Origin of the sequence: Streptomyces angustmyceticus (genome assembly GCF_040701845.1) — a bacterium.
Classification (GTDB): Bacteria; Actinomycetota; Actinomycetes; order Streptomycetales; family Streptomycetaceae; genus Streptomyces; species Streptomyces angustmyceticus_A.
The window spans coordinates 245,632-267,373 of sequence record NZ_JBFBHQ010000002.1 but is presented as its reverse complement, the minus strand read 5'-3'; the positions used below and the strand labels follow the sequence as shown (position 1 = coordinate 267,373).

Sequence of the window (21,742 nt, the reverse complement as noted above, 5' to 3'; positions counted from 1 at the left end):
TCACCGCAGGCCGGGCAGGCTGCGCAGCTCGCCTATCCGCAGGGCCCGGGCCAGGGCCAGGTAGATCAGGGCCATGCTGAGTGCGCCGGCGGTCAGGCCCAGGACGGGGGTCCAGCCGGCCGGGACGGGCACACCGGAGCAGGCACGGGCGGCGAGCCAGCCGGCCGCGGCGGCCAGGGCGGCGGCCGTCGCCAGCTTGCCGTAGGTGCGGCACAGGCGGCGGCCGTCGAGACGTCCCGAGAGGCGTCGGCGCAACAGCAGCGCGGTGACCACCAGCCCGATGCCGTACGCGACGCCGTAGGCGGCCGCCATCCCGGTGACCGCCCAGCGGGCGGGCAGCAGCAGATGGCACGCGGTGGCCAGGGCGATGTTGACGGCGGCGATCGCGACGGCCGTCCAGAACGGCGTGCGGGTGTCCTCGAAGGCGTAGAAGCCGCGCAGCAGCAGGTACTGGGCCGAGTACGGGATCAGTCCGAGCCCGAAGGCCTGCAGCATGTGCCCGGCGGGCACGGCCGACGCCACGTCCACCGTGCCGTGCGCGAACAGGAGTCGGGCGGTCTGCGGGCCGAGGGCGAGGAAGAAGAACGCGGCCGGGACGATGACGACGCCGCTGACGCGCAGCGCACGGGAGAGGTCGCCGCGCAGCTCGTCCAGGCGGTTCTCGGCGACCGCCCGGCTCATCCGCGGCAGCAGCGCCGTCACCAGCGAGACGGTGACGATCGACTGCGGCAGCGTCCAGATGGTCTGCGTGTAGCTGTAGGAGGTGTATCCGACGCCTGCGGTGGGGAGTTGCTGGTCCGCCGCGGTGGCGTAGTGCGTGACGACGACCATCGCGGCGAGGTTGGCGAGCACGAACAGCAGGGTCCAGCGGGCGGCCGTGACGCTCTTGCGCAGACCGGTGCCGCGCCAGTCGAAGCGCGGCCGGAAGCGGAAGCCGGCGGCACGGACGAAGGGGATCAGGGCCAGCCCCTGCACGGCGATGCCGGCGGTGGTGACGATGCCGAGCAGGTCGATCTGGCCGGGGGTGATGTCCTCGATCCGGTCGGGGCCGGCCAGCAGGCCGAGGTAGAGCCCGAACATCGTGATCAATACGACGTTGTTGAGGACCGGTGTCCACATCATCGCGCCGAACTTGCTCCGGGCGTTGAGGACTTGGCCGAGGATGAAGAACAGGCCGTAGAAGAAGATCTGCGGCAGCAGGAAGCGGGCGAACACCACGGTGAGCTCGAAGGCGGCATGGTGCTCGGGCGTGTCGGGGGTGTAGACGGCGACGATCTGCGGCGCGGCCCAGACCGAGAGCACGGTGCCCACCGCCAGCACGCTCAGGACGAGGGTGACCAGGCGCTGTTCGTAGGCGCGGCCGCCGTCCGCGTGCTCGGCCCTGGCGCGCACCAGCTGCGGTACCAGCACCGAGTTCAGGGCGCCGCCGATCAGCAGGGTGTAGATGCTCATCGGGACGACGTTGGCGGTGTTGTACGTGGTGGCGAGCAGGCCGGTGCCGAGGGCGCCCGCCTGGAGCACCTGCCGGATCAGCCCCGTGCCGCGGGAGGCCACCGTCCCCAGTGCCATCAGGAGGGAGGAGCGCTGCACTCCCCCGCTCCCGCCGTCCCGTTGGCCGGCGGCGTGCCGGCGCCGCCCCGGGCGTGCGGCCCGCCCGTCTGCTCCCCCCGCGCCGCCGGGCGCCGGCCCGTCGGCCGGCTCGTCGTCCGCCCACCGGTCCGGCAGACGGAGCGGCAGTGTGTCGTGCGGCGTGTGCGGCGTCCCCTCCAGCATGCCGCCAACCTATGCCCAACCCCGGCTGGACCGGGGCCGATCGGGCGCGGCGGGCGCACCCCGGGATTTCTTGCGGGGCAGGGGGCGGGCGCGATCGGGGTCGAGGAGCGGGGCGAGCAGGTCGCCGTGTTCCGCGAGGCGGGGTGCGATCTCGTCGAAGAGGAAGGCGAGTTGCCGTGGTTCGGTGCACCCGGCGATCTCGTCCCAGGTGACCGGGGTGGAGACGGTGGGGGTGGGGCGGGCGCGCAAGGTGTAGGCGACGGCGGTGGTCTTGGCGGCGGCGTTCTGGGAGAAGTCGAGGAAGACCTTGCCGGGGCGCAGGGCCTTGGTCATCTTGTCCACGACGAGGTCCGGGAGGGCCGCCGCGGCCTCGGCGGCGAGGGTCCTGGCGTAGGCGGTGGCCCGCTCCGAGGGGACGGGTTCGATCGGCACGACGAGGTGCAGCCCCTTGGAGCCGCTGGTCTTCGCGTGGACCTCCAGGCCGTCGGCGGTCATCCGGTCGTGCAGCCACTGCGCCGCGGTGCAGCATTCGACGATGGTCGCCGGGGCGCCGGGGTCGAGGTCGAGGACCAGACGGTCCGCGATGCCCGGGTCCTGGCACTTCCACTGCGGCGTGTGCAGTTCGACGACCAGGTTCGCGGCCCAGACCAGGGAGGGCAGGTCCTGCAGCAGGACCTGCCGGGTGGGTCCGGACGTCGTATGGGGGACCTCGCAGGTCTTCACCCAGGAGGGTGTGCCGGGCGGCACGTTCTTGGTGAAGAAGCGCTGGCCCTCCGGCCCGTCGGGATAGCGCAGGAAGGACAGCGGCCGGTCCCGGAGCTGGGCGAGCAGGGGGCCCGCGACGGTGGTGCAGTAGTGCAGCACCTCACCTTTGGTGGTGGCGGTCTCGGCGTAGAGCACCTTGTCCAGGTTGGTCAGCGAGACGCGCCGCCCCTCCACATCGGTGATCGGCGACATACGATGAGACTCCCACACAAGGGACAAAAGATGCGATCTATCTGGAACGGCTCCATATCGTTCGGCTTGGTCACCATCCCCGTGAAGACCTACAGCGCCACCGACCGCACCTCGTCGGTCTCCTTCGTGCGCATCCACGAGAAGGACGGCGCCCAGGTCCAGTACCGGAAGATCTGTGAGCTGGACGGCAAGGAGGTCCCGAACGAGGAGGTCGGCAAGGGCTATCAGCCGCCGGGCGACGAGACGATCGTGCCGATCACCGACGACGACCTGTCCCGGCTGCCGATGCCGACCGCCAAGACGCTGTCGATCCTGTCCTTCGTCGACCCCGCCGAGATCGACCCGCTCCAGATGGACAAGGCCTACTACCTGGGCCCCAACGGAACCTCCGCCACCAAGCCGTACAGCCTGCTGCGCGAAGCCCTGGAGCACCACGAAAAGGTCGCGGTCGGCAAGGTGGCGATGCGGGGGCGGGAGTCGCTGGCGATGCTGCGGGCGCACAACGGGGCGATCGTGATGCACACCCTGCTGTGGCCGGATCAGATCCGGCCCGCCGACGGGGTGGTGCCCGAGGACGTCGAGCTGCGCGAGAACGAGCTGACGCTGGCCGAGACGCTGATGGACTCCCTGGGCGAGCTGGACCCCGCCGAACTCCACGACGACTACCGCGAGGCCGTCGAGGAGCTGGTCGCCGCCAAACTGGAGGGCGAGGAACCTTCCGCCCCGGCGGCGCCGGACAGCGGAGCCCAGGTCATCGACCTGACGGCGGCCCTGGAGAAGAGCGTCCGGGCGGCCCGCGGCGGCGGGGAGAGCGGCACAGGGGCGGAGTCGGCGTCCGTGACGCCCATACGGGGGCGGAAGGCGGCGAAGAAGAGCGAGGCCGGGTCGCGCACCGCCAAGGAGAGCGGCACTGCCGCGAAGAAGCCGGCGGCGAAGAAGACCGCGTCGGGCACCGCGAAGAAGACCCCCGCCAAGAAGGCGGCGACGGCCGCGCCGAAGGCCGCGGGCGGACGGAAGAAGAGCGCAGCGTCGGCCGAGAAGACCGGCAGCGGCGCCCGCGCCGCGTCCGCCGGCACCGCCGAGAAGACGGCTTCGAAGCGCACCGCCAAGAAGGCGACGGGCCGGAAGACGGGCTGACGGTCGGGGGCGGGGGCGCATACGGGCGGGGGCGTCTACGACGGGCCGGCCGCCGGCCGAGGAGGACGCGTTACGACGGGCCGGGCGGGAGAGGTCCCGGCGGGGCGCGCACGCCGGCCCCGCACCGCCCGTTCTGCCGCGCGCCGGGCCGCCCGTTCTAGAGTCTTGGTATGGCTTCAGACGAGGGGACCACCCGCATCGACAGCTGGATCTGGTCCGTGCGGCTCACCAAGACGCGGTCACTGGCCGCGGCGGCGTGCCGCGCGGGGCATGTGCGGGTCAACGGGGAGCGGGTGAAGCCGGCACATGGGGTGCGCAACGGCGATGAGGTGCGGCTGCGGCACGCGGGGCGGGAGCGGATCGTGGTCGTCTCGCGGCTGGTGCGCAAGCGGGTGGGCGCGGCCGTCGCCGCCGAGTGCTTCGTCGACAACTCTCCCCCGGCCCCGCCGCGCGAGGAGATCCCGGTGATCGCGGTACGCGAACGCGGCACCGGACGCCCCACCAAGCGCGACCGCCGCGAGATCGACCAGCTGCGCGGGCTCTGAACCGGAACGGGCCGCGGGCCCCGGCGGAGGCGTCGCCGCCGGGCCGGCGACGGTCACGACACGCGCCGGCTCCCCGGGACCGACGCCCGCGCCCCGCGGTCAGCTCCTATACGGACGGCAGTGCGTCGAGATAGACCCACTGGCCGTCCTCGCGGACGAAGCGGCTGTTCTCGTACTGGCTGTCGGCCCGGCCGTGCAGGGTGAAGTGGGCCCGGAACTCCACGGTTCCCTCGGTGTGGAAGGCGCTGCCGCCGGTGGTGCCGAGGATGTCCAGGCCGGTCCAGCGCTGGGCGGGTTCGAGGTCGAGGCCGCCGGGGCGGGTCGTCGAGTGCCAGGTGCGCAGCAGGTATCCGGTCTCACCGACGGCGAAGGCGCTGTAGCGCGAGCGCATCAGCCGTTCCGCGGTCGGGGCGGTGGCGCGGCCCTGGTGAAGGGCGGCGCAGCAGTCGCGGTAGGCCTCGGCGTGTCCGCAGGGGCACGGCGAGTCGGCAGTGACGGCGGCGGCCGGGCGGCGCGGCGCGTTCTTCGGCTTGATCGGCTTGTTCGACTTCGACACCCCACGATTGTGCCGGGTCGGCGGCCCCGGGCCGGGACACGCCCAGCACACGCCGAAGGGGCACGCCTCGACGCTGCGCCCATTTAGGGAATTTCCACGACAAATCACCCATTTGCAGCTTTTCGTGGCTTGATACGTACTGTGAGGCTGGAAGGACTCATGGTGTCCGTCCCCACCACCCAGGAGAGAACCCCCATGATTCTGTCCATTTCCGGCGTCGTCCTGCTCGGTGTCATCGTCTTCCTCTTCTTCCGCAAAGACGGCCTGAAGTTGTCGCATGCACTGGTCTCCGCGCTCTTCGGGTTCTACCTCGCCAGCTCCGCCATCGCGCCCAGCATCAAGGCCGGCGGGGCGAGCCTGGCGAGCCTCCTCGGGGGAATCAAGATCTAGTCCCTTCCGTCGTCCCGCTCCCGTCCGCCCAGGGGCGTCCGGAGTCCCCGACCGGTGCCGCCCCACGGGACCCGCCCGAACGGGCCGCACCACCTCCCGTCCGGGCGGCTCCCGGGCAGCACGCTGCCGGCTCGCCGCCCACGCCGAGCCGCCCCCACGACCACCGCCACGAGCAACAGGAGACGATGTGGCCCGGCGCCCCCTGCCCCGCATCCTGACCGACAGCGCACCGCTCGCCCGCATGGCCAACAGCACCTCCCTCGCCCGCAGCCGGGAACTCGCGCGGACCGCCGCCGACGGCGCCTCCGACGTGTTCCACCCGCTGATCGTCATCGGCCGGGGGCTGCGCCGGCTGGGGGCGGCCGGCCGGGGCCGCTGGGCGGAGACGCCCCGGGAGAGCCGCGGCCCGATGGCCTTCTTCGTCGGCGCGTGTGTGCTGGTCATGTGCCTGGTGCCGTACGGGCCACTGCTCGCCCTGATCGCCGTGATGGGCGCGGGGGCCTGGGCGGGGCGGGAGCGCACGCCCGTGGAGACCGGCCCCGGCGAGGCCGAACGGGAGCGGCTGACGGCGCTCTACGAGGCGCTGGTGCCGTACTTCTCCACCGAGGGCGACACCGGCCTCCTGTACGCGCACGGCGGGGACTGGGAGCGGGCCTTCACCGAGTACGCCTTCGACGACAGCGGACGGATCGAGCGGCTGCAGCTGAAGTATCCGGCGTACTTCACCGACGGTGAGGACCAGGCCCGGGTCCGCATCGAGCAGGTGCTGTACGCCAAGGCCGGCCGCGGCCGGGAGTACCACTTCGGGTGGGACGAGCTGACCAATCAGCTCACCCTGACCGCGCTCGGCGCGCTGCCCGCCGACATCGGCGCGCAGCGCTTCGTCACCTCCCCGGGCGAGACGGTGCTCGGGTTCACCGACCCGGACGCCGTCCAGCGGACCCTGCCGGTCACCGCCGGGGAGGAGACACGGGACGCGCCGCCGGTGGTCTGGCGCACCGGGCAGCGCTCCACCGAACCGCATCTGCTCGTCCTGGGGCAGCCGGGGACGGGCGCCACGACCCTGCTCCGCTCGATCGCGGTCCAGGCGCTGCAGGACGGGGACGTGCTGATCGTCGACGGGGGCGGCACCGGCGAGTACGGCGCTCTGTCCGGGCGCCGTGGCGTACTCGGCGTGGAGAGCGGCCTCGCGGGGGCGCTGGCGGCCCTGGAGTGGGCGTCCCACGAGACCGAGCGGCGGCTGATCGCGGCGAACCGGGCGCGCCAGGCCGGCCTGCCCGCGCCGGAGGACACCCGGCGCCCGCTGTGGATCATCGCGGACCGTCCGACGGCACTGGCCCATGTCGCGGTCGCGGAGGGCCGGGAGGATCCGCAGCGGTGGCTCCAGGTGCCGCTGCGGCACGGCCGGGCAGCAGCGGTCACGGTGGTGGTGGCCGACCAGTTCGAGAGCGCCGAGCTGCTGAGCGACCCCGTACGGGCGCACACCAAGGCGCGGGTGGTGCTCGGCCCCGCCACGGCGGAGGAGGTACGGGCGGTGCTCGGGGCGCCGCCGCACACCACGCCGACCGCGCACGTGCCGCCGGGCCGGGGCTATGCCCGCCTCGGCGCCGCTCCGGTGCTGCGCCTCCAGGTACCGGCCACGCCGGACCCCCTGGACGACGCCGCCGGGCAGACCCTCCGGGAGGCCGTCCTCGCACTCCTGCCGGAGCGCACGGTTCCGGCCGACGAGGGCGGAGCGGGAGACGAGGCCGCGGCGGCCGACGAGACGGTTACGACCGACGGGGTGCGGGCTGACGGGCCGGAGGGCGACGGCGGGCCGGAGGGCGCGGCCGGGTCCATGGACACCGGCCGGCCGGTGAACATCCGCAAATCCACGGCCCCGGACCCCGCGGAGACGGCAGAGGCAGCGCAGCCGACGGGTGCGGCACAGGCACCGGAGCCGGCCAACCGCCCCGCGCCCGCCGACACGTCACCCGAGGCCGGGACGCCGGCCGACCTCGCCGAGCCCGTGGGCGCGGGCGTGCGGGTACGGACGGTCGAGGACGGCGGGTCCCGCGCCGTCAACGGCTCGCCGGAGGCCGCCCGCACGGAGGGCTGAGCCCCGTCCGCGCGGCGGGCCGCCCGGTGATCCGGCGTCAGGCGACGAACGTGTGCCGCGTCTCCGTGTCGAGCGGCGCGCCCGTCGCGACCAGTCGCGCGGCTCCGGCCAGCCGGACCGCGGCCTCGTCGGCGACGGCGCCGCTGACCGTGAACGGCAGCCGTACGAAGCCCTCGAAGGCACCGTCGACTCCGAACCGCGGCCCGGAGGGCACCCGCACCCCGAGCCGCTCCCCCGCCTCGGCGATCCGGGAGCCGGAGAGTCCGCCCGTCCGCGCCCACAGGGTGAGGCCGCCGCGGGGGACGCTGAACTCCCAGTCGGGGAGGTGGCGGTGGAGCGCCTCGACGATCGCGTCGCGGTTCTCGCGGGCCTGCTCGCGGCGGATGCCGATGGCCGCTTCCCAGCCGCCGGTCTGCAGGAGCGAGGCGATGGCGAGCTGTTCGAGAACGGGTGAGCCCAGGTCGGAGTAGGCGCGGGCGGCGACCAGGCTGCGGATGATGTCGGGGGCGGCGCGCACCCAGCCGATCCGCATCCCGGCCCAGAACGCCTTGCTCGCCGAGCCGACCGTGATCACCGCGCTGCCGGCGGGGTCGAACGCACAGACCGGAGGGGGCGTTGCGGTGTCCTGGTCCAGCTGGAGTTCGGCCATGGTCTCGTCGACGACGAGCAGGGTGCCGGCCGAACGCGCGGCGTCGACGAGACGCCGGCGCTGGTCCTCGGTGGCGAGGGTGCCGGTGGGGTTGTGGAAGTCGGCGACGACGTACGCCATGCGGGGCGCGGCGTCGCGCATCACCTGGCGCCAGGCCGGGATGTCCCAGCCGGCCAGCTTGTCGGCGAGCGCGACGGGGACGAGCCGGGCGCCGGCGTCCCGCATCAGCTGGAGGATGTTGGCGTACGACGGGGAGTCGACGGCCACCCGCTCGCCGGGGCTCGTACACAGCCGGCAGATGGCGGCCACCGCGCCCATCGCCCCCGTGGTCACCATGATCTGCTCGGGCATGGTGGGGATGCCGCGGGCGGTGTAGCGGTCCGCGAGGGCCTGGCGCAGGACGGGCAGGCCGGCCGGGTAGTCGCCGTGGGTGTGGGCGTAGAGCGGGAGCTCGGCCATGGCGCCCTGGACGGCGCGGGTGAGCCACGGTTCGGGAGCCGGGAGCGCGGCACAGCCCAGGTCGATCATGGAACCGGCGGCCTCCGGGGGCAGCGGTTCCAGGCCGCGGGTGGGCAGCGGGTTGCCGGCCGGGACTGCGGTCCAACTCCCCGAGCCGCGCCGCGACTCCAGGAACCCTTCGGCGCGCAGCGCTTCGTAGGCGGCGGCGACGGTGGTGCGGCTGACATTGAAGGCCGCGGCCAGTTCACGCTCGGCGGGCAGGCGTGCGGCGACCGGCACCCGGCCCTCCAGCACAAGCAGCCGGACGCCGTCGGCGAGGCTGCGGTAGGCGGGCAACCGGCGCCCGGCGGCGGTGAGTTGGGCGTCGCGCGGGTCCTGCGACCGGAGCAGCCGGGCGAGTTGGGGCGCGCCCACCGCTGAAGTCCACTGAGCCATGAAGATCAGTCCACCTTCCCCGAATTGGCTCTACTTCCCGAGCCCGGACGTGCCACATGGTGTCATGCGTCGGTCCAATTCTGCCAGGAGGGGGAAAACCATGCCCATAGTCGGGGAAACCGGCCCACGGAGGCGACTGCCGGTACGCAGGCTGGTCCAGCTCTACACGGGCCTGACCCTGTACGGCGTGAGCATGGGCCTGATGCTGCGGGCCGAGCTCGGCCTGGAGCCGTGGAGCGTGCTGAACCAGGGCATATCCCGTCATACGGGTCTTTCGATCGGCACGGTCACCATCGTGTCCGGCGCGCTGATCCTGCTGCTGTGGATCCCGCTCCGCCAGCGTCCCGGCCTGGGCACGGTCTCCAATGTGGTCATCCTCGGGCTGGTGATGGACGCGACGCTGGCCTGGACGCCGGAGCTGCACGCGCTGGGCGCACGTATCCCGCTGCTGGCCGGCGCCGTCCTCCTCAACGGCGCCGCGACCGGTCTGTACATCTCCGCCCGCTTCGGTCCGGGACCGCGCGACGGGCTGATGACCGGGCTGCACCTGCGGACCGGCCGTCCGGTGCGGCTGGTGCGGACCTGCATCGAGGTGACGGTGCTCGCGGCCGGCTACCTGCTCGGCGGGTCCGTGGGGGCCGGGACGGTGGTGTACGCGCTGGCCATCGGGCCGCTGGCGCAGTTCTTCCTCCGCCGCTTCGCGATCAAGGACCGGCCCGTGACGCCCTCGCCGGTGGTGGCCCGCGGAGAGGCTTCACCCGAGCACGCGATACTGCCGGAGTGACCCCCGCGATACGCCCCCGCCACGCCTACCTCGACCACCCCGTGCCGCTCCCCTTCGCCCACCGGGGCGGGGCGGCCGAGGGCCTGGAGAACACCGCCGCCGCCTTCCGCCGCGCGGTCGGCCTCGGCTACCGCTATCTGGAGACCGATGTGCATGCCACCTCGGACGGACAGCTGGTGGCCTTCCACGACGCGACGCTCGATCGCGTCACCGACAGCCGCGGCGCGATCGGACAGCTCCCCTGGCGGGCGGTGAGCCGGGCCCGGGTCGGCGGCCGCGAGCCGCTGCCGCTGTTCGAGGAGCTGCTGGAGGAGTTCCCCGACGCCCGCTGGAACGTCGACCTCAAGGCGGAGGCCGCCCTCGCCCCGCTGCTCGGCCTGCTGCGCCGCACCAACGCCTGGGACCGGGTGTGCGTCGGTTCGTTCTCGGAGGCCCGGGTGGCCCGCGCCCAGCGACTGGCCGGACGGCGCATGGCGAGCTCGCTCGGCACCCGTGGCGTGGCCGGCCTGCGGCTGCGGTCGTACGGCCGCGGGGTGCTGCCGCTGGACCGGCTGCTGGGCGCGGCGGTGCGGCGCAGCGCGGTCTGCGTACAGGTCCCCGAGCGGCAGTCCGGCCTCCCCGTCGTCGACCCGCTCTTCCTGCGCGCCGCGCACGCGCTGGGCATGCAGGTCCACGTCTGGACGGTCAACGACGCGGACCGGATGGCGGCCCTCCTGGACCTCGGCGTGGATGGCATCATGACCGACCACATAGAGACGTTGCGGACGGTGCTGACCGAGCGAGGGTGCTGGGTCTAGGGGGACGCCGCCCGGGGTGCGGCCCCGGACGGCAGGTGCGGACACGCTCCGGCGCCGGGACCGTCGGCCGCCGCCGTGGACGGGGACGGGAAGACGGGGGTGGGCGTGGAGGGCACACGAGCCGTGGCCGGGGGCGTGGACGACGCGTCCGCCCGGCGCCGGGAACAGCGCGGCTGGTACTGGTACGACTGGGCCAACAGCGTCTACTCGACGACCGTGCTGACGGTGTTCCTGGGGCCGTATCTGACCTCGGTGGCCAAGGCCGCCGCGGACCCGGACGGCTTCGTGCACCCGGCGGGCATCGCGGTGCGCGCGGGCTCCTTCTATGCGTACGCGGTGTCCGCCTCGCTGCTGCTGTCGGTGCTGGCGATGCCGCTCGCCGGGGCGCTGGCCGACCGGACCGGCCGGAAGAAGCCGCTGCTGGGCTGCTGCGCCTACACGGGCGCCGCGGCGACGACGGGGATGTTCTTCCTGGGCGGCGAGCGCTATCTGCTGGGCGGGGCGCTGCTGATCATCGCGAATGTGTCGTTCGTGGTGTCGATGATGCTCTACAACTCCTTCCTGCCGCAGATCGCCCGGCCCGACGAACGGGACGCCGTGTCCTCCCGCGGCTGGGCGTTCGGCTACGCCGCGGGGGCCCTGGTCCTCGTCGCCAACCTGGTGCTCTACGGCGCGCACGACTCCTTCGGCCTGTCCACGGGCGCCGCGGTGCGCATCTGCCTGGCGTCGGCGGGGCTGTGGTGGGGCGCTTTCTCGGTGATTCCGCTGCGCCGGCTGCGCGACCGGCGGACGGGCACGACCGAGGAGCGGGCCGGGGCCGGCGGTGCCACGCTCGGCCAGGGATGGCAGCAGCTGCGGGAGACGCTGCGCACCATGCGCCGCCACCCCCTCACCCTTTCCTTCCTCCTGGCCTATCTCGTCTACAACGACGGGGTGCAGACGGTGATCACCCAGGCCTCCGTTTACGGGTCCGAGGAACTCGGCCTGGACCAGACGACGCTGATCGTGGCGGTCCTGCTGGTCCAGGTGCTGGCCGCGGCGGGCGCCCTGCTGATGGGACGCCTCGCCGGACGGTACGGCGCGCAGCGCACGATCCTGGGCTCCCTGCTGGCGTGGGTGCTGACGATCGCGGCCGGCTACTTCCTGCCCGCGCGGGCACCCGGCTGGTTCTTCGGGCTGGCCGTCGGCATCGGCCTGGTCCTGGGCGGGAGCCAGGCGTTGTCCCGTTCGCTCTTCTCCCATCTGGTGCCGCGCGGCAAGGAGGCGGAATACTTCTCCGCGTACGAGATGAGCGACCGGGGCGTGAGCTGGCTGGGACCGCTGGTGTTCGGGGTGGCCTATCAGCTCACCGGGAGCTACCGGGACGCGATCGTGTCCCTGGTGGCGTTCTTTGTGATCGGTTTTGTCCTGTTGGCGAGGGTGCCGGTGGGGCGGGCGATCGCGGCAGCCGGAAATCCCATACCTGACCGGATTTAGTCCCGGGGCCTGCGGGCCGGTAGTGTACGCCTTTGGCTCACCAGGCGGACCGTTACTGCGCGCTCAACCATAGAAGGCGCTGGGTGACATCTGCTGCCAGATGTGACAAACCGGGCGCTGGTGGGTACAACAAGGGGCGGCACGAAGGAAGGCAGCGGCGCACAGCGCCTCCATCATGGGCGGTGGTGGGCGACGGGTGGGCGCATGTCCCGGATTTCGAATACGGGAATCTTCACCGCCGACCGGACGTTGACCGGATGACGACGACAGCGACACCTGTCCTGTGGGCGACAAGCCCGGGAGGCACGATTCATGAGTGAGCGAGCTCTCCGCGGCACGCGACTCGTGGTGACCAGCTACGAGACCGACCGCGGCATCGACCTGGCCCCGCGCCAGGCGGTGGAGTACGCATGCCAGAACGGACATCGATTCGAGATGCCGTTCTCGGTTGAGGCCGAGATTCCGCCGGAGTGGGAGTGCAAGGTATGCGGTGCACCCTCGCTTCTGGTGGATGGCGATGGCCCTGAGGAAAAGAAGGGTAAGCCCGCGCGTACGCACTGGGACATGCTCATGGAGCGGCGCACCCGCGAGGAGCTGGAGGAGGTGCTGGCCGAACGGCTGGCCGTCCTGCGCTCCGGCACCATGAACATTGCCGTGCATCCGCGCGACAGCAACCGCAAGTCCGCCTGACGACGGGCCTGCGCCAAGCAGCACGAAGGGCCGGGGCCACTGCACTGCGCAGTGGCCCCGGCTCTTGCTGTGTCCGGCGCCCGCACCTGCCGGGCGTCCGTGCTCAGCCGGTCAGCGGCGGGTCCTGGCGGGGCGGGGCGGACGGCTCGTCCTCGCGGATGACCTCGCCCTGGACGACCTTGCCGTCCGGCCGGTGCATCCGGGCCTGCTGGAAGGCGTTGCCGAAGGAGCTCTGGGCGTAGCCCGTCCGCCGGTTCAGCAGCTTCTCGGCCCGGCGCTGGATCAGCTTCCCGGTCGGCGGGAAGAGGCAGAGCAGCCCCAGCGCGTCGGACACCAGCCCGGGGATCATCAGGAGCAGCCCGCCGGCCATCGGGAGCGTGTTGCCGCTGCCCTGCCTGCCCTCCCCGGACGTGCCCTTGCCGGACGAGGCGGAGCGGCCGGAAGCCGCCGGGTCACCGGCGGTCTGCAGGCTCTCGGTGAGGTTGCGCCAGGCGCGGCGGCCGGCACGTTTCACCACATAGCCGCCCGCAATCACCCCGGCGACCAGCAGAAGAAAGACCGTCAGGCCGTTGGTGGCCCCGGCGACCACGGTCAGCAGCCAGATCTCCAGGACCATCCAGGCGGCGATGCCCAGGGGGACGAACCGGCGGGCGCGCGAGCGCTGGGGCGGGCGGGAACTCGGCGGTGGCGTGACTCCGAACGTCATGCCTCAAGTGTGCCTGGCCCCTGCCGTCACCCCCCGTGAGGGTCGCGCGCGGGGATCACCGCCGGCGGCCGGGTCCGCCGTCAGCGGCCGCGGATCTTGTCCACGCGCGAGCCGACGCCCCAGGCCGTGACCCGCCACAGCGCCTCGACGACGATGTCGCGGCTCATCTTGCTGTCGCCCAGTTCCCGTTCGACGAAGGTGATCGGCACCTCGACGACGTGGTAGCCGGCCTGCACGGCACGGCGGGCGAGGTCGACCTGGAAGCAGTAGCCCTGTGAGGCCACGTCGTCCAGGCCCAGCCCCTTGAGGGCCTGCGCGCGAAAGGCCCGGAAGCCACCGGTGAGGTCGCGCAGCGGCAGGTCCAGTACCAGCCGCGAGTAGGTGCTGCCCCCGCGGGAGATGAGCCGGCGGTACGCGGGCCAGTTGACGGTGCGGCCGCCCGGCACCCAGCGGGAGCCGAGGACGAGGTCGGCGCCCTTGAGGGCGGTGAGCAGCCGCGGCAGTTCCTCGGGCTGGTGCGAGCCGTCGGCGTCCATCTCGACGAGCACGTCGTAGCCGTGGTCGATGCCCCAGCGGAAGCCCGCGAGGTAGGCGGCGCCGAGGCCCTCCTTGCCCTTGCGGTGCAGGACGTGGACCTGTGCGTCGTCGGCGGCCAGTTCGTCGGCGAGCTTGCCGGTTCCGTCGGGACTGTTGTCGTCCGCGACGAGGACATGCGCCGTGGGGACGGCGGACCGCACCCGCGAGACGATCGGCTTGATGTTCTCCGCCTCGTTGTACGTCGGAATGATCACCAACGTGGTGCCGAGCGGACCGTACTGCCGCTGCCCGTCTGTCACTGCTGCCCCTTCTCGTCCTTCGTACGCCCCCGCCGGCCGACGACTACGGCGCCGGCGCAGGACAGAAGGCCCACGATAGCGATCACCCACTCGGGAGCGGCACCGACGCGGTCGGCGAGCGTCGTTTCGTCCCGCAGCGGAATCCGCGCGGAGACCACGCCCCGGGTGAACTCCGGGATCCGGTGGGTGATCGTGCCGTCCGGGGCGACCACGGCGCTGATCCCGCTGGTGGCCGCGGTGACCACGGCCCGGCCGTGCTCGACGGCGCGCAGCTTGGACATCGCCAGCTGCTGCTCGGGCTGGCCGGTGCCGCCGTAGGTGGCGTTGTTGGTCTGGATCACCAGGGCGCGGGCTCCGGCGTCGACGGTGTCGTGCACGATCTGGTCGTAGGCGACCTCGAAGCAGATGACGTCGCCGAGCCGGGCGGGGCCGATGTGCAGCACGCCGGTGTGGTCACCGGGGTAGAAGTCGCGGGGCACCCGCTGGAAACGCGTGATGATCTTGCTGAGCTGCTCCCGGAACGGCACGTACTCGCCGAACGGCACCGGGTGCTGCTTGGTGTAGGAAGCGCCCGGCCCCTTCTTCGGGTCCCAGACGATGCCCTCGTTGAAGACATAGCCCTTCTTGGAGGGGTGGTCGACCAGGGCGCCGACCAGGACGGGCACGCCGATCGCCTTCACGGCCTCGTCGATGCGGTCGTAGGCCTGCGGGTACTGGTACGGATCGAGGTCGGAGGAGTTCTCCGGCCAGATGACCAGGTCCGGCTTCTTGGCCCGGCCGGCCTTGATGTCCGCGGCGAGCTTCTCGGTGGCCTTGGCGTGGTTGTCGGTGATCATCATGGGGCGGCCCAGGAAGTCCATGCCGGGCTGCTGGACGTTGCCCTGGACCACCGCGATGTCAACGTTGTCGTCGGCCTTCGTGGGCACGGGCACCAGGACGCCCGCCAGGGCCACCGCGGCGGCGAGGCCGAACGCCTCCAGGGCCGGGACGGCCCGGCGCAGCGAGGGGTTGCCGCGCAACTGCCAGAGGGCGGCGGCACATGCCGCGAGCAGCGCGCCGGCCAGCGCGACGGCGAAGGTCACCAACGGGGCGCCGCCGAGCGCGGCGAGCGGGGTGAACGGCGAGCCGGTGTGGGCGAAGGCGAGCCGGCCCCACGGGAAGCCGCCGAACGGCAGCCGGTCGCGGGCCCATTCCTCGGCGACCCAGAGGCAGGCGGCCCACAGCGGCCCGCCCGGCAGCCGGGACGTGACGGCGAGCGCCGCGCCCAGCAGCATCAGGAAGAGCGCCTCGGCGACCGAGAGGCCGAACACCGCGTCCCAGCCGACGACATGGAGCCACTTCAGCAGGATCAGGAAGAACGGCAGCCCGAACACGAAGCCCGTCCAGGCCCCTTGGCGCGCGGTGCGGCCACGGGTCAGCAGCGACAGCGCGGCGACGGACACCAGCGACAGCGGCCACAGGTCGTACGGCGGGAAGGCCAGGCCGAGCGTGATACCGAAGACGGCCGCGAGGCCGGTGCGCAGCGCCTCCCGGCGGACCAGGGCGGCGAGGCGGCGGGCCCGCCCGGGGCGCGCGGGCGCCGCGGTGGAGTCCGTCCCGGCGCGCGGCACCGGGCCGTCGGGCGAGGTGTCGCTGACGGCTTCTTCGGTGGTGTCGGAACCCGATGGCACGGTCGCGGGCCTTCCTGCAGGTCGTGCGGTGGTGAGCTGACCGTACATCGGCAGGCCGGGATTGCGGATATGGGGTGCACAAAAGGTGAAGGGGGCACTACGAGGGGTGCCGTGGGTGTGCGGTGCGGATAGGGGCCCGGTGCCCTTCGGGCCGACCTGGGACCCGCTGGCTGCGGGTCGACCGAAAGCCGTTGTCTACTGAGCGTCCGGGCCCCATCCGGGTCGCACCGTCCCCCAGGCTCTCAAGGAGCAGGGAGGGACCCCCATCCAGCCGAAACACTCCGTTGTCCCGTGCCGCTGGTGCTGGACCTGGCTCCCAGTGGCGATGTGCCCCAGTGGCGCACCGCCCCATGGCCCAGCTGCGTTCGACGACTGCGCGGAGGTCTCCCGGTCGGACGTCCTGTGGTGGACTCGGCCGAACCTACCGGCCGCCGACCGCCTGCTGTCAACAGGTGCTCTGCCTGCGTCGTTTTCGCGTCGCCCCAGGTCAGCCGCGAGCGCCCCTAAGTGAGGCAAGGAGCGGCAAGCGCATCCCGTGCCGGCACCTGACCGCGCGATGTCACTCGTTCGGCGGCCCGAAGACCGTCCGCCCGCCGACGACCGTGGTCAGGCAGACCGGGAGGTCCTTGCCGGGAGTGAGATCAGGCAGGCCAGGGGTGCCGGAGCGGGGGTCGGTCGACCAGCGCTGCACCCGCTCGTCGGGGGCCTGGACGATCAGGTCGCCGGTGCGCCAGACCGCGTAGTCGGCCGGGGCGCCGGGCACCAGGACGCCCGCGTCGTCCCGGCCGATGGCGCGCCAGCCGCCGCGGGTGTGGGCGGTGAACGCGGCGCGGGCGGAGATGCCGTGGGCGCGGGTGCGGTGGAAGACGGCGGCGCGGACGGTGCCCCAGGGGTCGAGCGGGGTGACCGGGCTGTCGGAGCCGAGCGCGAGCGGGACACCGGCCTTGAGCAGCGCGGCGTACGGGTTGAGGGTGGCGGCCCGTTCGGCGCCCAGGCGGGCGGCGTACATGCCCTCCGCGCCGCCCCAGGCCGCGTCGAAGGCGGGCTGGACGGAGGCGGTCAGGGCCAGGTCGGCGAACCCTGCGATGGTCTCCTCGGTGAGCATCTCGGCGTGCTCGACGCGGTGCCGGGCGGCCCGGACGCGGGCCGTGCCCAGGCGCTCGGCGGCGGCGCGTGCCCCGGCGACGACGCTGGTCAGGGCGGCGTCGCCGATGGCGTGGAAGCCCGCCTGGAGCCCGGCCTCGGTGCAGGCGGCGACATGGGCGGCGACGGCCTCGGCGTCGAGCTGGGCGGCGCCGGTGTGGCCGGCGTCCGCGTACGGGGCGTGCAGATGGGCGGTGTGGGAGCCGAGCGAGCCGTCGGCGAACAGATCGCCCGCGGCGCCGAGGGCTCCGAGGTCGCGGATCCGCTCCGCGTCCTTTGCTGATGTGACGACCTCGGCCCAGTAGCCGACGACGCGCGGACCGTTGCCTTCCCGGGCGAGGGCGAGCAGCCCCGTGAAGTCGTCCTCGCCGGAGATGTCCGGGCCCGCGCACTCGTGGATGCTGCCGATGCCGAGCGAGGCGGCGCGGGCGAGCGCGGCGGCCTGGGCCTCGGCGCGCTGGGCGGGGGTGACGGTGGCGTACGCGGACCTGCGCACCGCGTGGTGGGCGGCGCCGGTCAGCGGGGCACCGTCGCGGAAGCCCTCCCGGTCGCGGATGCCGGGCACCAGGTCCAGCAGCGCCGTGGTCACGACGGCGGAGTGCACATCGACCCGGGTGAGGTAGAGGGGCCGGCCGCCGGTGGCCTCGTCGAGTTCGGCGCGCGACGGCGGGCGCCCCTCCGGCCAGACACCGGCGTCCCAGCCGTGGCCGAGCAGGATCCGGTCCGCCGGGCGGGCGTCCGCGTAGGCACGGATCCGGGCGAGTGCGTCGGAGAGCGTGCCGACCCCGACCAGATCGAGGCCGGTGAGCGCCAGGCCGGTCGCCGTGGTGTGCACATGTGCGTCCGTGAAGGCCGGCGTGACGAGCGCGCCGTCGAGCTGGACGACCTCGTCCACGCCCTCGGCGAAGGAGTCCGCCGCGCCCTCCTCGCCCACCCAGGCGACGCGGTCGCCCTCCACGACCATGGCGGTGGCGAAGGGGTCGGCGGGGCTGTGCACCTCACCACCGCGCAGCAGGACGGTGCGGGGCGGGGCCGGGCGGGAAGAGTGCTGCCGGGCCTGGTGGGAAAGGTGCTCGCTCATACCGGACAGTTTGGCCCCTGCGGACGGACCGGCCGCGCGCAGGGGGGCGGTTGCCGGTCAGATGCGCGGCGGGCGGGCCTCGTAGGGGGTGGAGAGCACGACCGTGGTGCGGGTCGAGACGCCCGCGAGGGTGCGGATGCGGGTGAGCAGGTGCTCCAGCTCCAGCGGGGTGGCGACCCGGACCTTGAGGATGTAGTTCTCGTCGCCGGCGACGCTGTGACAGGCCTCCAGCTCGGGGACCTCGGCCAGGCGGTCGGCGATGTCGTCCGGCGCGCTGGGGTCGAAGGGTTTGACCGAGATGAAGGCGGTGAGCGGCAGGCCCACGGCTTCCGGGTCCACGAGGGCGGCATAGCCCCGGATGACACCGCGCTGCTCCAGGCGGCGCACCCGCTGGTGCACCGCCGAGGTGGACAGGCCGGTGGCCTTGCCCAGGTCGGTGTAGCTCATCCGCCCGTCCTTGACGAGCAGATCCACGATTTGTCGGTCCAACTCCTCCACCCGTTCAACCTACTGTGCGCGGGGGCGTGTGCGCACCGTGCGCCGGATCGTGGACACCTCTGCGCCGGCCTGTGTGACCAATGCCACATGCGTGATCCGGTGTGGAGGGGGTGCCCGCGATTATGCGTGCGGCATGAAGGGAATTGCTGCTGGTGGCCGGGGCCGCCCGTCACAGGAAGTCAGCGGTACCACCGGCCCACCCGAGGGGGATGGACATCATGCGACGCCTGAAGCAGGACTCCGCTGCCGCACACATCGGCGCCCAGGAGGGCGACGATCCCGGCGGCTTCGGCGACGACGGCGCGGACGACTCGTTCGACACCTATGAGATCTACCGCGTGACGTGCCCCGACTGCCTGCAGCCGATCGCGCTGCTGGCGGACGAGGACATGCTCCCGGAGCACGCGCTGTGCGCCTCGCCGTGGGACCCGTTCGGTCTGACGGTGTGCCAGGGCTCCGGGCGGACGGCGTCGCAGGCTCCGCGGACCGCCGACACCCTGGACGCCAGGGAACAGGACGCGGCCGTGCTGCTGACGCTCCCGGAGAGCCTGGACTGGCGCCGCCAGCCGTTCTCGCACCTCGGCGGGCCCGGCACCCGTCCGGTCCGGGTCCCGCGGATGCGCCCGCGCGGCTGAGAGCGCCGGCCGCCGTACGACCGGCGTCCGGCCTCACCAGTAACGGCCCTCGATCATCGCCTCCAGGGTGCCCCGGTGCAGGATCAGCGCATCGGCGTCGGCCGGGGCCGGAATCTCACCGAAGTGGACCCGGCGGTAGGCCACGCGCAGCATGACGATGGCGTGCCGCAGGGCCGCGTAGAGGGTGTGGAACTCCATGGCGCGGGGCGGGTGTCCGGTGAGCCGGGCATAGTGGCTCTCGACACGGTCGCGGCACAGGAATCCCGGCAGTCCCCGTTGGCCGCTGCTCTCGGCGAGGTCCTGGAAGAAGCGGTGGAGGAACACCATCCAGCCCAGGTCGAGTTCGCGGGGGCCGAGGGCGGCCATCTCCCAGTCGAGGACCGCGGCCGGCTCGAAGCCGTCGTAGACGATATTGCCGATCCTGGCGTCGCCCCAGGTCAGCACGGTCTCTCCGGGATCCGGCGGCCAGATCTCGGTCAGCCGGGCGAAGCCGCGCTCGATCAGCGGTGAGCGGGGACGGCCGTCGACGACCCATTGGTAGTAGGCCTGTTGGTCCGCGACGTGGCGCCGCAGCGCGCTTCCGGTACCGGGGAGGGCGAGGAAGCCGGCCGCGCCGGGCGGGACTTGGTCGTGCAGCCGGGCGAGTACCGAGACGCTGGCGGCTTCCAGCCGGTCGCGCTCGGCGTCGGTGGCGTCGTGGAGCCAGTTCCCCTCGTACGTATAGGGCATGACGTCCGGTGGGACGCGGCCGGCGGCGCGCGCCATGACGAAGAAGGGCGCGCCGAGCGGCTCCGGGTCCTCTTCGAGCCAGAAGGTGCGGGGCACGGGCAGGTCGGTGTGGTCGGCGACCAGGCGCATGGTGCGGTACTGCCGGGCCATGTCGTAGCGCGGGAAGACGGTGTACGCGGCGGGGTCGGCGGCGAGGCGCAGCGCGCAGGAGACCGGGGCCTGAGCGGCCGGGAGCCCGGGGGACGGCGCTCGCGGGTGCTCGATGTCGAAGAGCAGGGTCTCGCTGGACATGCCGTTGGAGTCGGGCACGGCCGCGGCGACGGCGCGGGCCCCGGGGAGCCGGGTGCCGAGCCAGGCGGTGAGGCGGCGGGTGAGGTCCTCGGGGTCGCGGGTGGTGGTGCGGGGCCGGGCCGCGCCGGTCACTGTCCGGCCTCCGGTGCGACGGAGTCGTACCCGGTGAAGCCGCTCGGATCGTGCCGGCCGAAGCTGCCGTGCTCGAAGATGCCGTAGCCGGTCCGGCCGTCGAGGGTGAAGCGGGCGGCGTGGTCGGTGACTCCGTAGGCGGCGAGGGGGTGGGCGGCCGGGTCGGAGAGGTCGTAGCTGCGGCGGTCGGTCCAGCCGCGGCCCCGCCAGGTGCCGTGCTGCCAGTCCTCGGCGCTCGCGGGTGGGTAGCCGGCGCCCACGGCGAGGGGCGAGGAGGTGAGGATCTCGGCGGTGAGATCCAGGGGCGTGCGGGCGGGGTCGGTGAGGTGGATGACGGCGCGCTCGGGGTGGCGGGTGCCGGGGCGGTAGCGGATGTCCGTGTGCGGCCAGCCGAGCTGGGTGTCGCGGGCGCCGTCGCGGACCATGGTGGCCTCGTTCAGGGTGCGGTGGCCGTCGGCGTCCTCCTGGACGATGACCATCACGAAGCGGTCGTCGAAGCGCACCGGGCACCAGATCCAGTGGAAGCCCTCGGGCCGCAGCTCCTCGGCCGCCCGCCCGCCGTCCTCACCGGCGATCGGGCGTACGCCCCAACTGCGGTCGCGGGTTCCGGTCCACTCCCCCGCCGTGACGGCGAGCTCCTGGCCGGCGGCGCGGAGGGTGCCGGTGCAGGTGCCCGCCTGGACGAACCGCCGGCCGTCGAGCAGCAGCCGGTCGCCGCGGTACTGGGTGTGGTGCGGCTCCCAGGTGGCGGGGAAGGTCGCGGTCCAGGTCAGGTCGTACGCCAGGCCGTCCGGGTCGGCGGGGTCCGCGGCGCAGGTCAGCCGCAGGCGGGCGAGCGGCTCCTCGACGGTGATGGTGAGGGGGCCGACGGCGAGCGCGAGGCGGTCGTCGCCGAGGGCGTCGGAGGCCCGTACGGCGTGCAACCGGTCGCCGAGACGGAGGGTGGCGTAGGCGTCGATGACACCGGTGTTGGGGTAGACGCCGAGGCCGGCGATCAGCAGGGCGCGGCCGGAGTGGTCCATGACGTGGAAGATGCACCGGTCGTAGGCGTTGCGGTCGCCGGTGGCGACATGCCGCATGGACAGCGGGACCTGGTGGATCGGGTACTCGTCGAGCGCGATCGGGCGGTCGGGCACGGTCTCCTCCTGGGCGCGCGGTCGGCGGGGCACGGCCAGGTTCGGGACCCCACGGCGGGAGTTGACGGTACGTCAGCTCCGGACGGACGACCAGACCCGCGAAATGCGTAGGGGCCAAAAACCTCTTTCACCTGTTACC

At 73.1% G+C, this 21,742-nt stretch carries 20 protein-coding genes; 9 read left to right on the top strand and 11 right to left on the bottom strand.

All coding sequences use genetic code 11. The features are described from left to right. Complete coding sequence (gene murJ, locus AB0411_RS05075) at positions 1–1,569, bottom strand: murein biosynthesis integral membrane protein MurJ (RefSeq protein ID WP_437041426.1); 1,569 nt, start codon at positions 1,567–1,569, stop codon at positions 1–3. Between the two features lie 213 nt (positions 1,570–1,782). Next, positions 1,783–2,730, bottom strand: a complete 948-nt coding sequence (ligD, locus tag AB0411_RS05070; protein WP_366415838.1) for a non-homologous end-joining DNA ligase — start codon at positions 2,728–2,730, stop codon at positions 1,783–1,785. Positions 2,731–2,760: 30 nt separating this feature from the next. Between ligD and AB0411_RS05065 the strand changes: the two genes are divergently transcribed. Together AB0411_RS05065 and AB0411_RS05060 are read left to right on the top strand one after the other, a co-directional pair. Next, positions 2,761–3,867: a Ku protein gene (locus tag AB0411_RS05065; RefSeq protein ID WP_366415837.1), complete on the top strand. Its 1,107-nt coding sequence runs from the start codon at positions 2,761–2,763 to the stop codon at positions 3,865–3,867. A gap of 170 nt (positions 3,868–4,037) precedes the next feature. Next, complete coding sequence (locus AB0411_RS05060; protein WP_366415836.1) at positions 4,038–4,412, top strand: RNA-binding S4 domain-containing protein; 375 nt, start codon at positions 4,038–4,040, stop codon at positions 4,410–4,412. A gap of 106 nt (positions 4,413–4,518) precedes the next feature. Here AB0411_RS05060 and AB0411_RS05055 read toward each other — a convergent pair whose 3' ends face one another. Continuing rightward, a complete protein-coding gene (locus AB0411_RS05055; protein ID WP_366415835.1) occupies positions 4,519–4,968 on the bottom strand; it encodes a YchJ family protein in 450 nt (149 codons plus the stop codon). 195 nt (positions 4,969–5,163) lie between these two features. Here AB0411_RS05055 and AB0411_RS05050 point away from each other — a divergent pair, with 195 nt between their 5' ends. Then, positions 5,164–5,358 (top strand): hypothetical protein, encoded by a 195-nt coding sequence (locus tag AB0411_RS05050; protein WP_018092434.1) that lies wholly within the window; start codon positions 5,164–5,166, stop codon positions 5,356–5,358. A gap of 187 nt (positions 5,359–5,545) precedes the next feature. Beyond that, the gene (locus AB0411_RS05045) at positions 5,546–7,456 is read left to right on the top strand and encodes a hypothetical protein (protein ID WP_366415834.1); all 1,911 of its coding nucleotides are present in this window, start codon (positions 5,546–5,548) and stop codon (positions 7,454–7,456) included. 37 nt (positions 7,457–7,493) lie between these two features. On the opposite strand, the gene AB0411_RS05040 is transcribed toward AB0411_RS05045, so the two are convergent. Beyond that, positions 7,494–8,999, bottom strand: a complete 1,506-nt coding sequence (locus AB0411_RS05040; RefSeq protein WP_366415833.1) for a PLP-dependent aminotransferase family protein — start codon at positions 8,997–8,999, stop codon at positions 7,494–7,496. A gap of 100 nt (positions 9,000–9,099) precedes the next feature. On the opposite strand from AB0411_RS05040, the gene AB0411_RS05035 reads away from it, so the two are divergent. The 4 genes from AB0411_RS05035 to AB0411_RS05020 all read left to right on the top strand — a co-directional run bounded on the left by AB0411_RS05035 (position 9,100) and on the right by AB0411_RS05020 (position 12,746). After that, positions 9,100–9,783: a YczE/YyaS/YitT family protein gene (locus AB0411_RS05035; protein ID WP_366415832.1), complete on the top strand. Its 684-nt coding sequence runs from the start codon at positions 9,100–9,102 to the stop codon at positions 9,781–9,783. Between the two features lie 8 nt (positions 9,784–9,791). Then, positions 9,792–10,580, top strand: coding sequence for a glycerophosphodiester phosphodiesterase family protein (locus AB0411_RS05030; protein WP_366416300.1), 789 nt, complete (start codon positions 9,792–9,794; stop codon positions 10,578–10,580). A 99-nt stretch (positions 10,581–10,679) separates the two neighbouring features. Further along, the gene (locus tag AB0411_RS05025) at positions 10,680–12,056 is read left to right on the top strand and encodes an MFS transporter (protein WP_366416298.1); all 1,377 of its coding nucleotides are present in this window, start codon (positions 10,680–10,682) and stop codon (positions 12,054–12,056) included. A 312-nt stretch (positions 12,057–12,368) separates the two neighbouring features. Next, on the top strand, positions 12,369–12,746 hold the full coding sequence (locus tag AB0411_RS05020) for an RNA polymerase-binding protein RbpA (protein ID WP_026170122.1): 378 nt from the start codon (positions 12,369–12,371) through the stop codon (positions 12,744–12,746). 103 nt (positions 12,747–12,849) lie between these two features. Here the strand turns inward: AB0411_RS05020 and fxsA are convergent, their stop codons facing one another. The 5 genes from fxsA to AB0411_RS04995 form a co-directional block, all read right to left on the bottom strand. After that, positions 12,850–13,452 (bottom strand): FxsA family membrane protein, encoded by a 603-nt coding sequence (fxsA, locus tag AB0411_RS05015; RefSeq protein WP_366415831.1) that lies wholly within the window; start codon positions 13,450–13,452, stop codon positions 12,850–12,852. Positions 13,453–13,532: 80 nt separating this feature from the next. Continuing rightward, positions 13,533–14,288 carry a polyprenol monophosphomannose synthase gene (locus AB0411_RS05010; RefSeq protein ID WP_366415830.1) on the bottom strand — a complete coding sequence of 252 codons (756 nt, stop codon included), beginning with the start codon at positions 14,286–14,288 and terminating at the stop codon, positions 13,533–13,535. Then, complete coding sequence (gene lnt, locus AB0411_RS05005; protein ID WP_366415828.1) at positions 14,285–15,958, bottom strand: apolipoprotein N-acyltransferase; 1,674 nt, start codon at positions 15,956–15,958, stop codon at positions 14,285–14,287. Before lnt ends, AB0411_RS05010 begins: the two co-directional genes overlap by 4 nt. A 559-nt stretch (positions 15,959–16,517) precedes the next feature. Further along, complete coding sequence (locus tag AB0411_RS05000; protein WP_366415827.1) at positions 16,518–18,182, bottom strand: amidohydrolase; 1,665 nt, start codon at positions 18,180–18,182, stop codon at positions 16,518–16,520. A gap of 57 nt (positions 18,183–18,239) precedes the next feature. Next, entirely contained in the window at positions 18,240–18,680 is a 441-nt protein-coding gene (locus AB0411_RS04995) for an Lrp/AsnC family transcriptional regulator (protein WP_086718334.1), read from the bottom strand. 209 nt (positions 18,681–18,889) lie between these two features. Between AB0411_RS04995 and AB0411_RS04990 the strand changes: the two genes are divergently transcribed. Beyond that, the gene (locus tag AB0411_RS04990) at positions 18,890–19,315 is read left to right on the top strand and encodes a hypothetical protein (RefSeq protein WP_366415826.1); all 426 of its coding nucleotides are present in this window, start codon (positions 18,890–18,892) and stop codon (positions 19,313–19,315) included. Positions 19,316–19,348: 33 nt separating this feature from the next. Here the strand turns inward: AB0411_RS04990 and AB0411_RS04985 are convergent, their stop codons facing one another. Next, positions 19,349–20,467 (bottom strand): phosphotransferase family protein, encoded by a 1,119-nt coding sequence (locus AB0411_RS04985; protein ID WP_366415825.1) that lies wholly within the window; start codon positions 20,465–20,467, stop codon positions 19,349–19,351. Beyond that, entirely contained in the window at positions 20,464–21,603 is a 1,140-nt protein-coding gene (locus AB0411_RS04980) for a hypothetical protein (protein WP_366415824.1), read from the bottom strand. The genes AB0411_RS04985 and AB0411_RS04980 overlap by 4 nt, the downstream gene beginning before the upstream one ends. Positions 21,604–21,742: the final 139 nt, after the last annotated feature.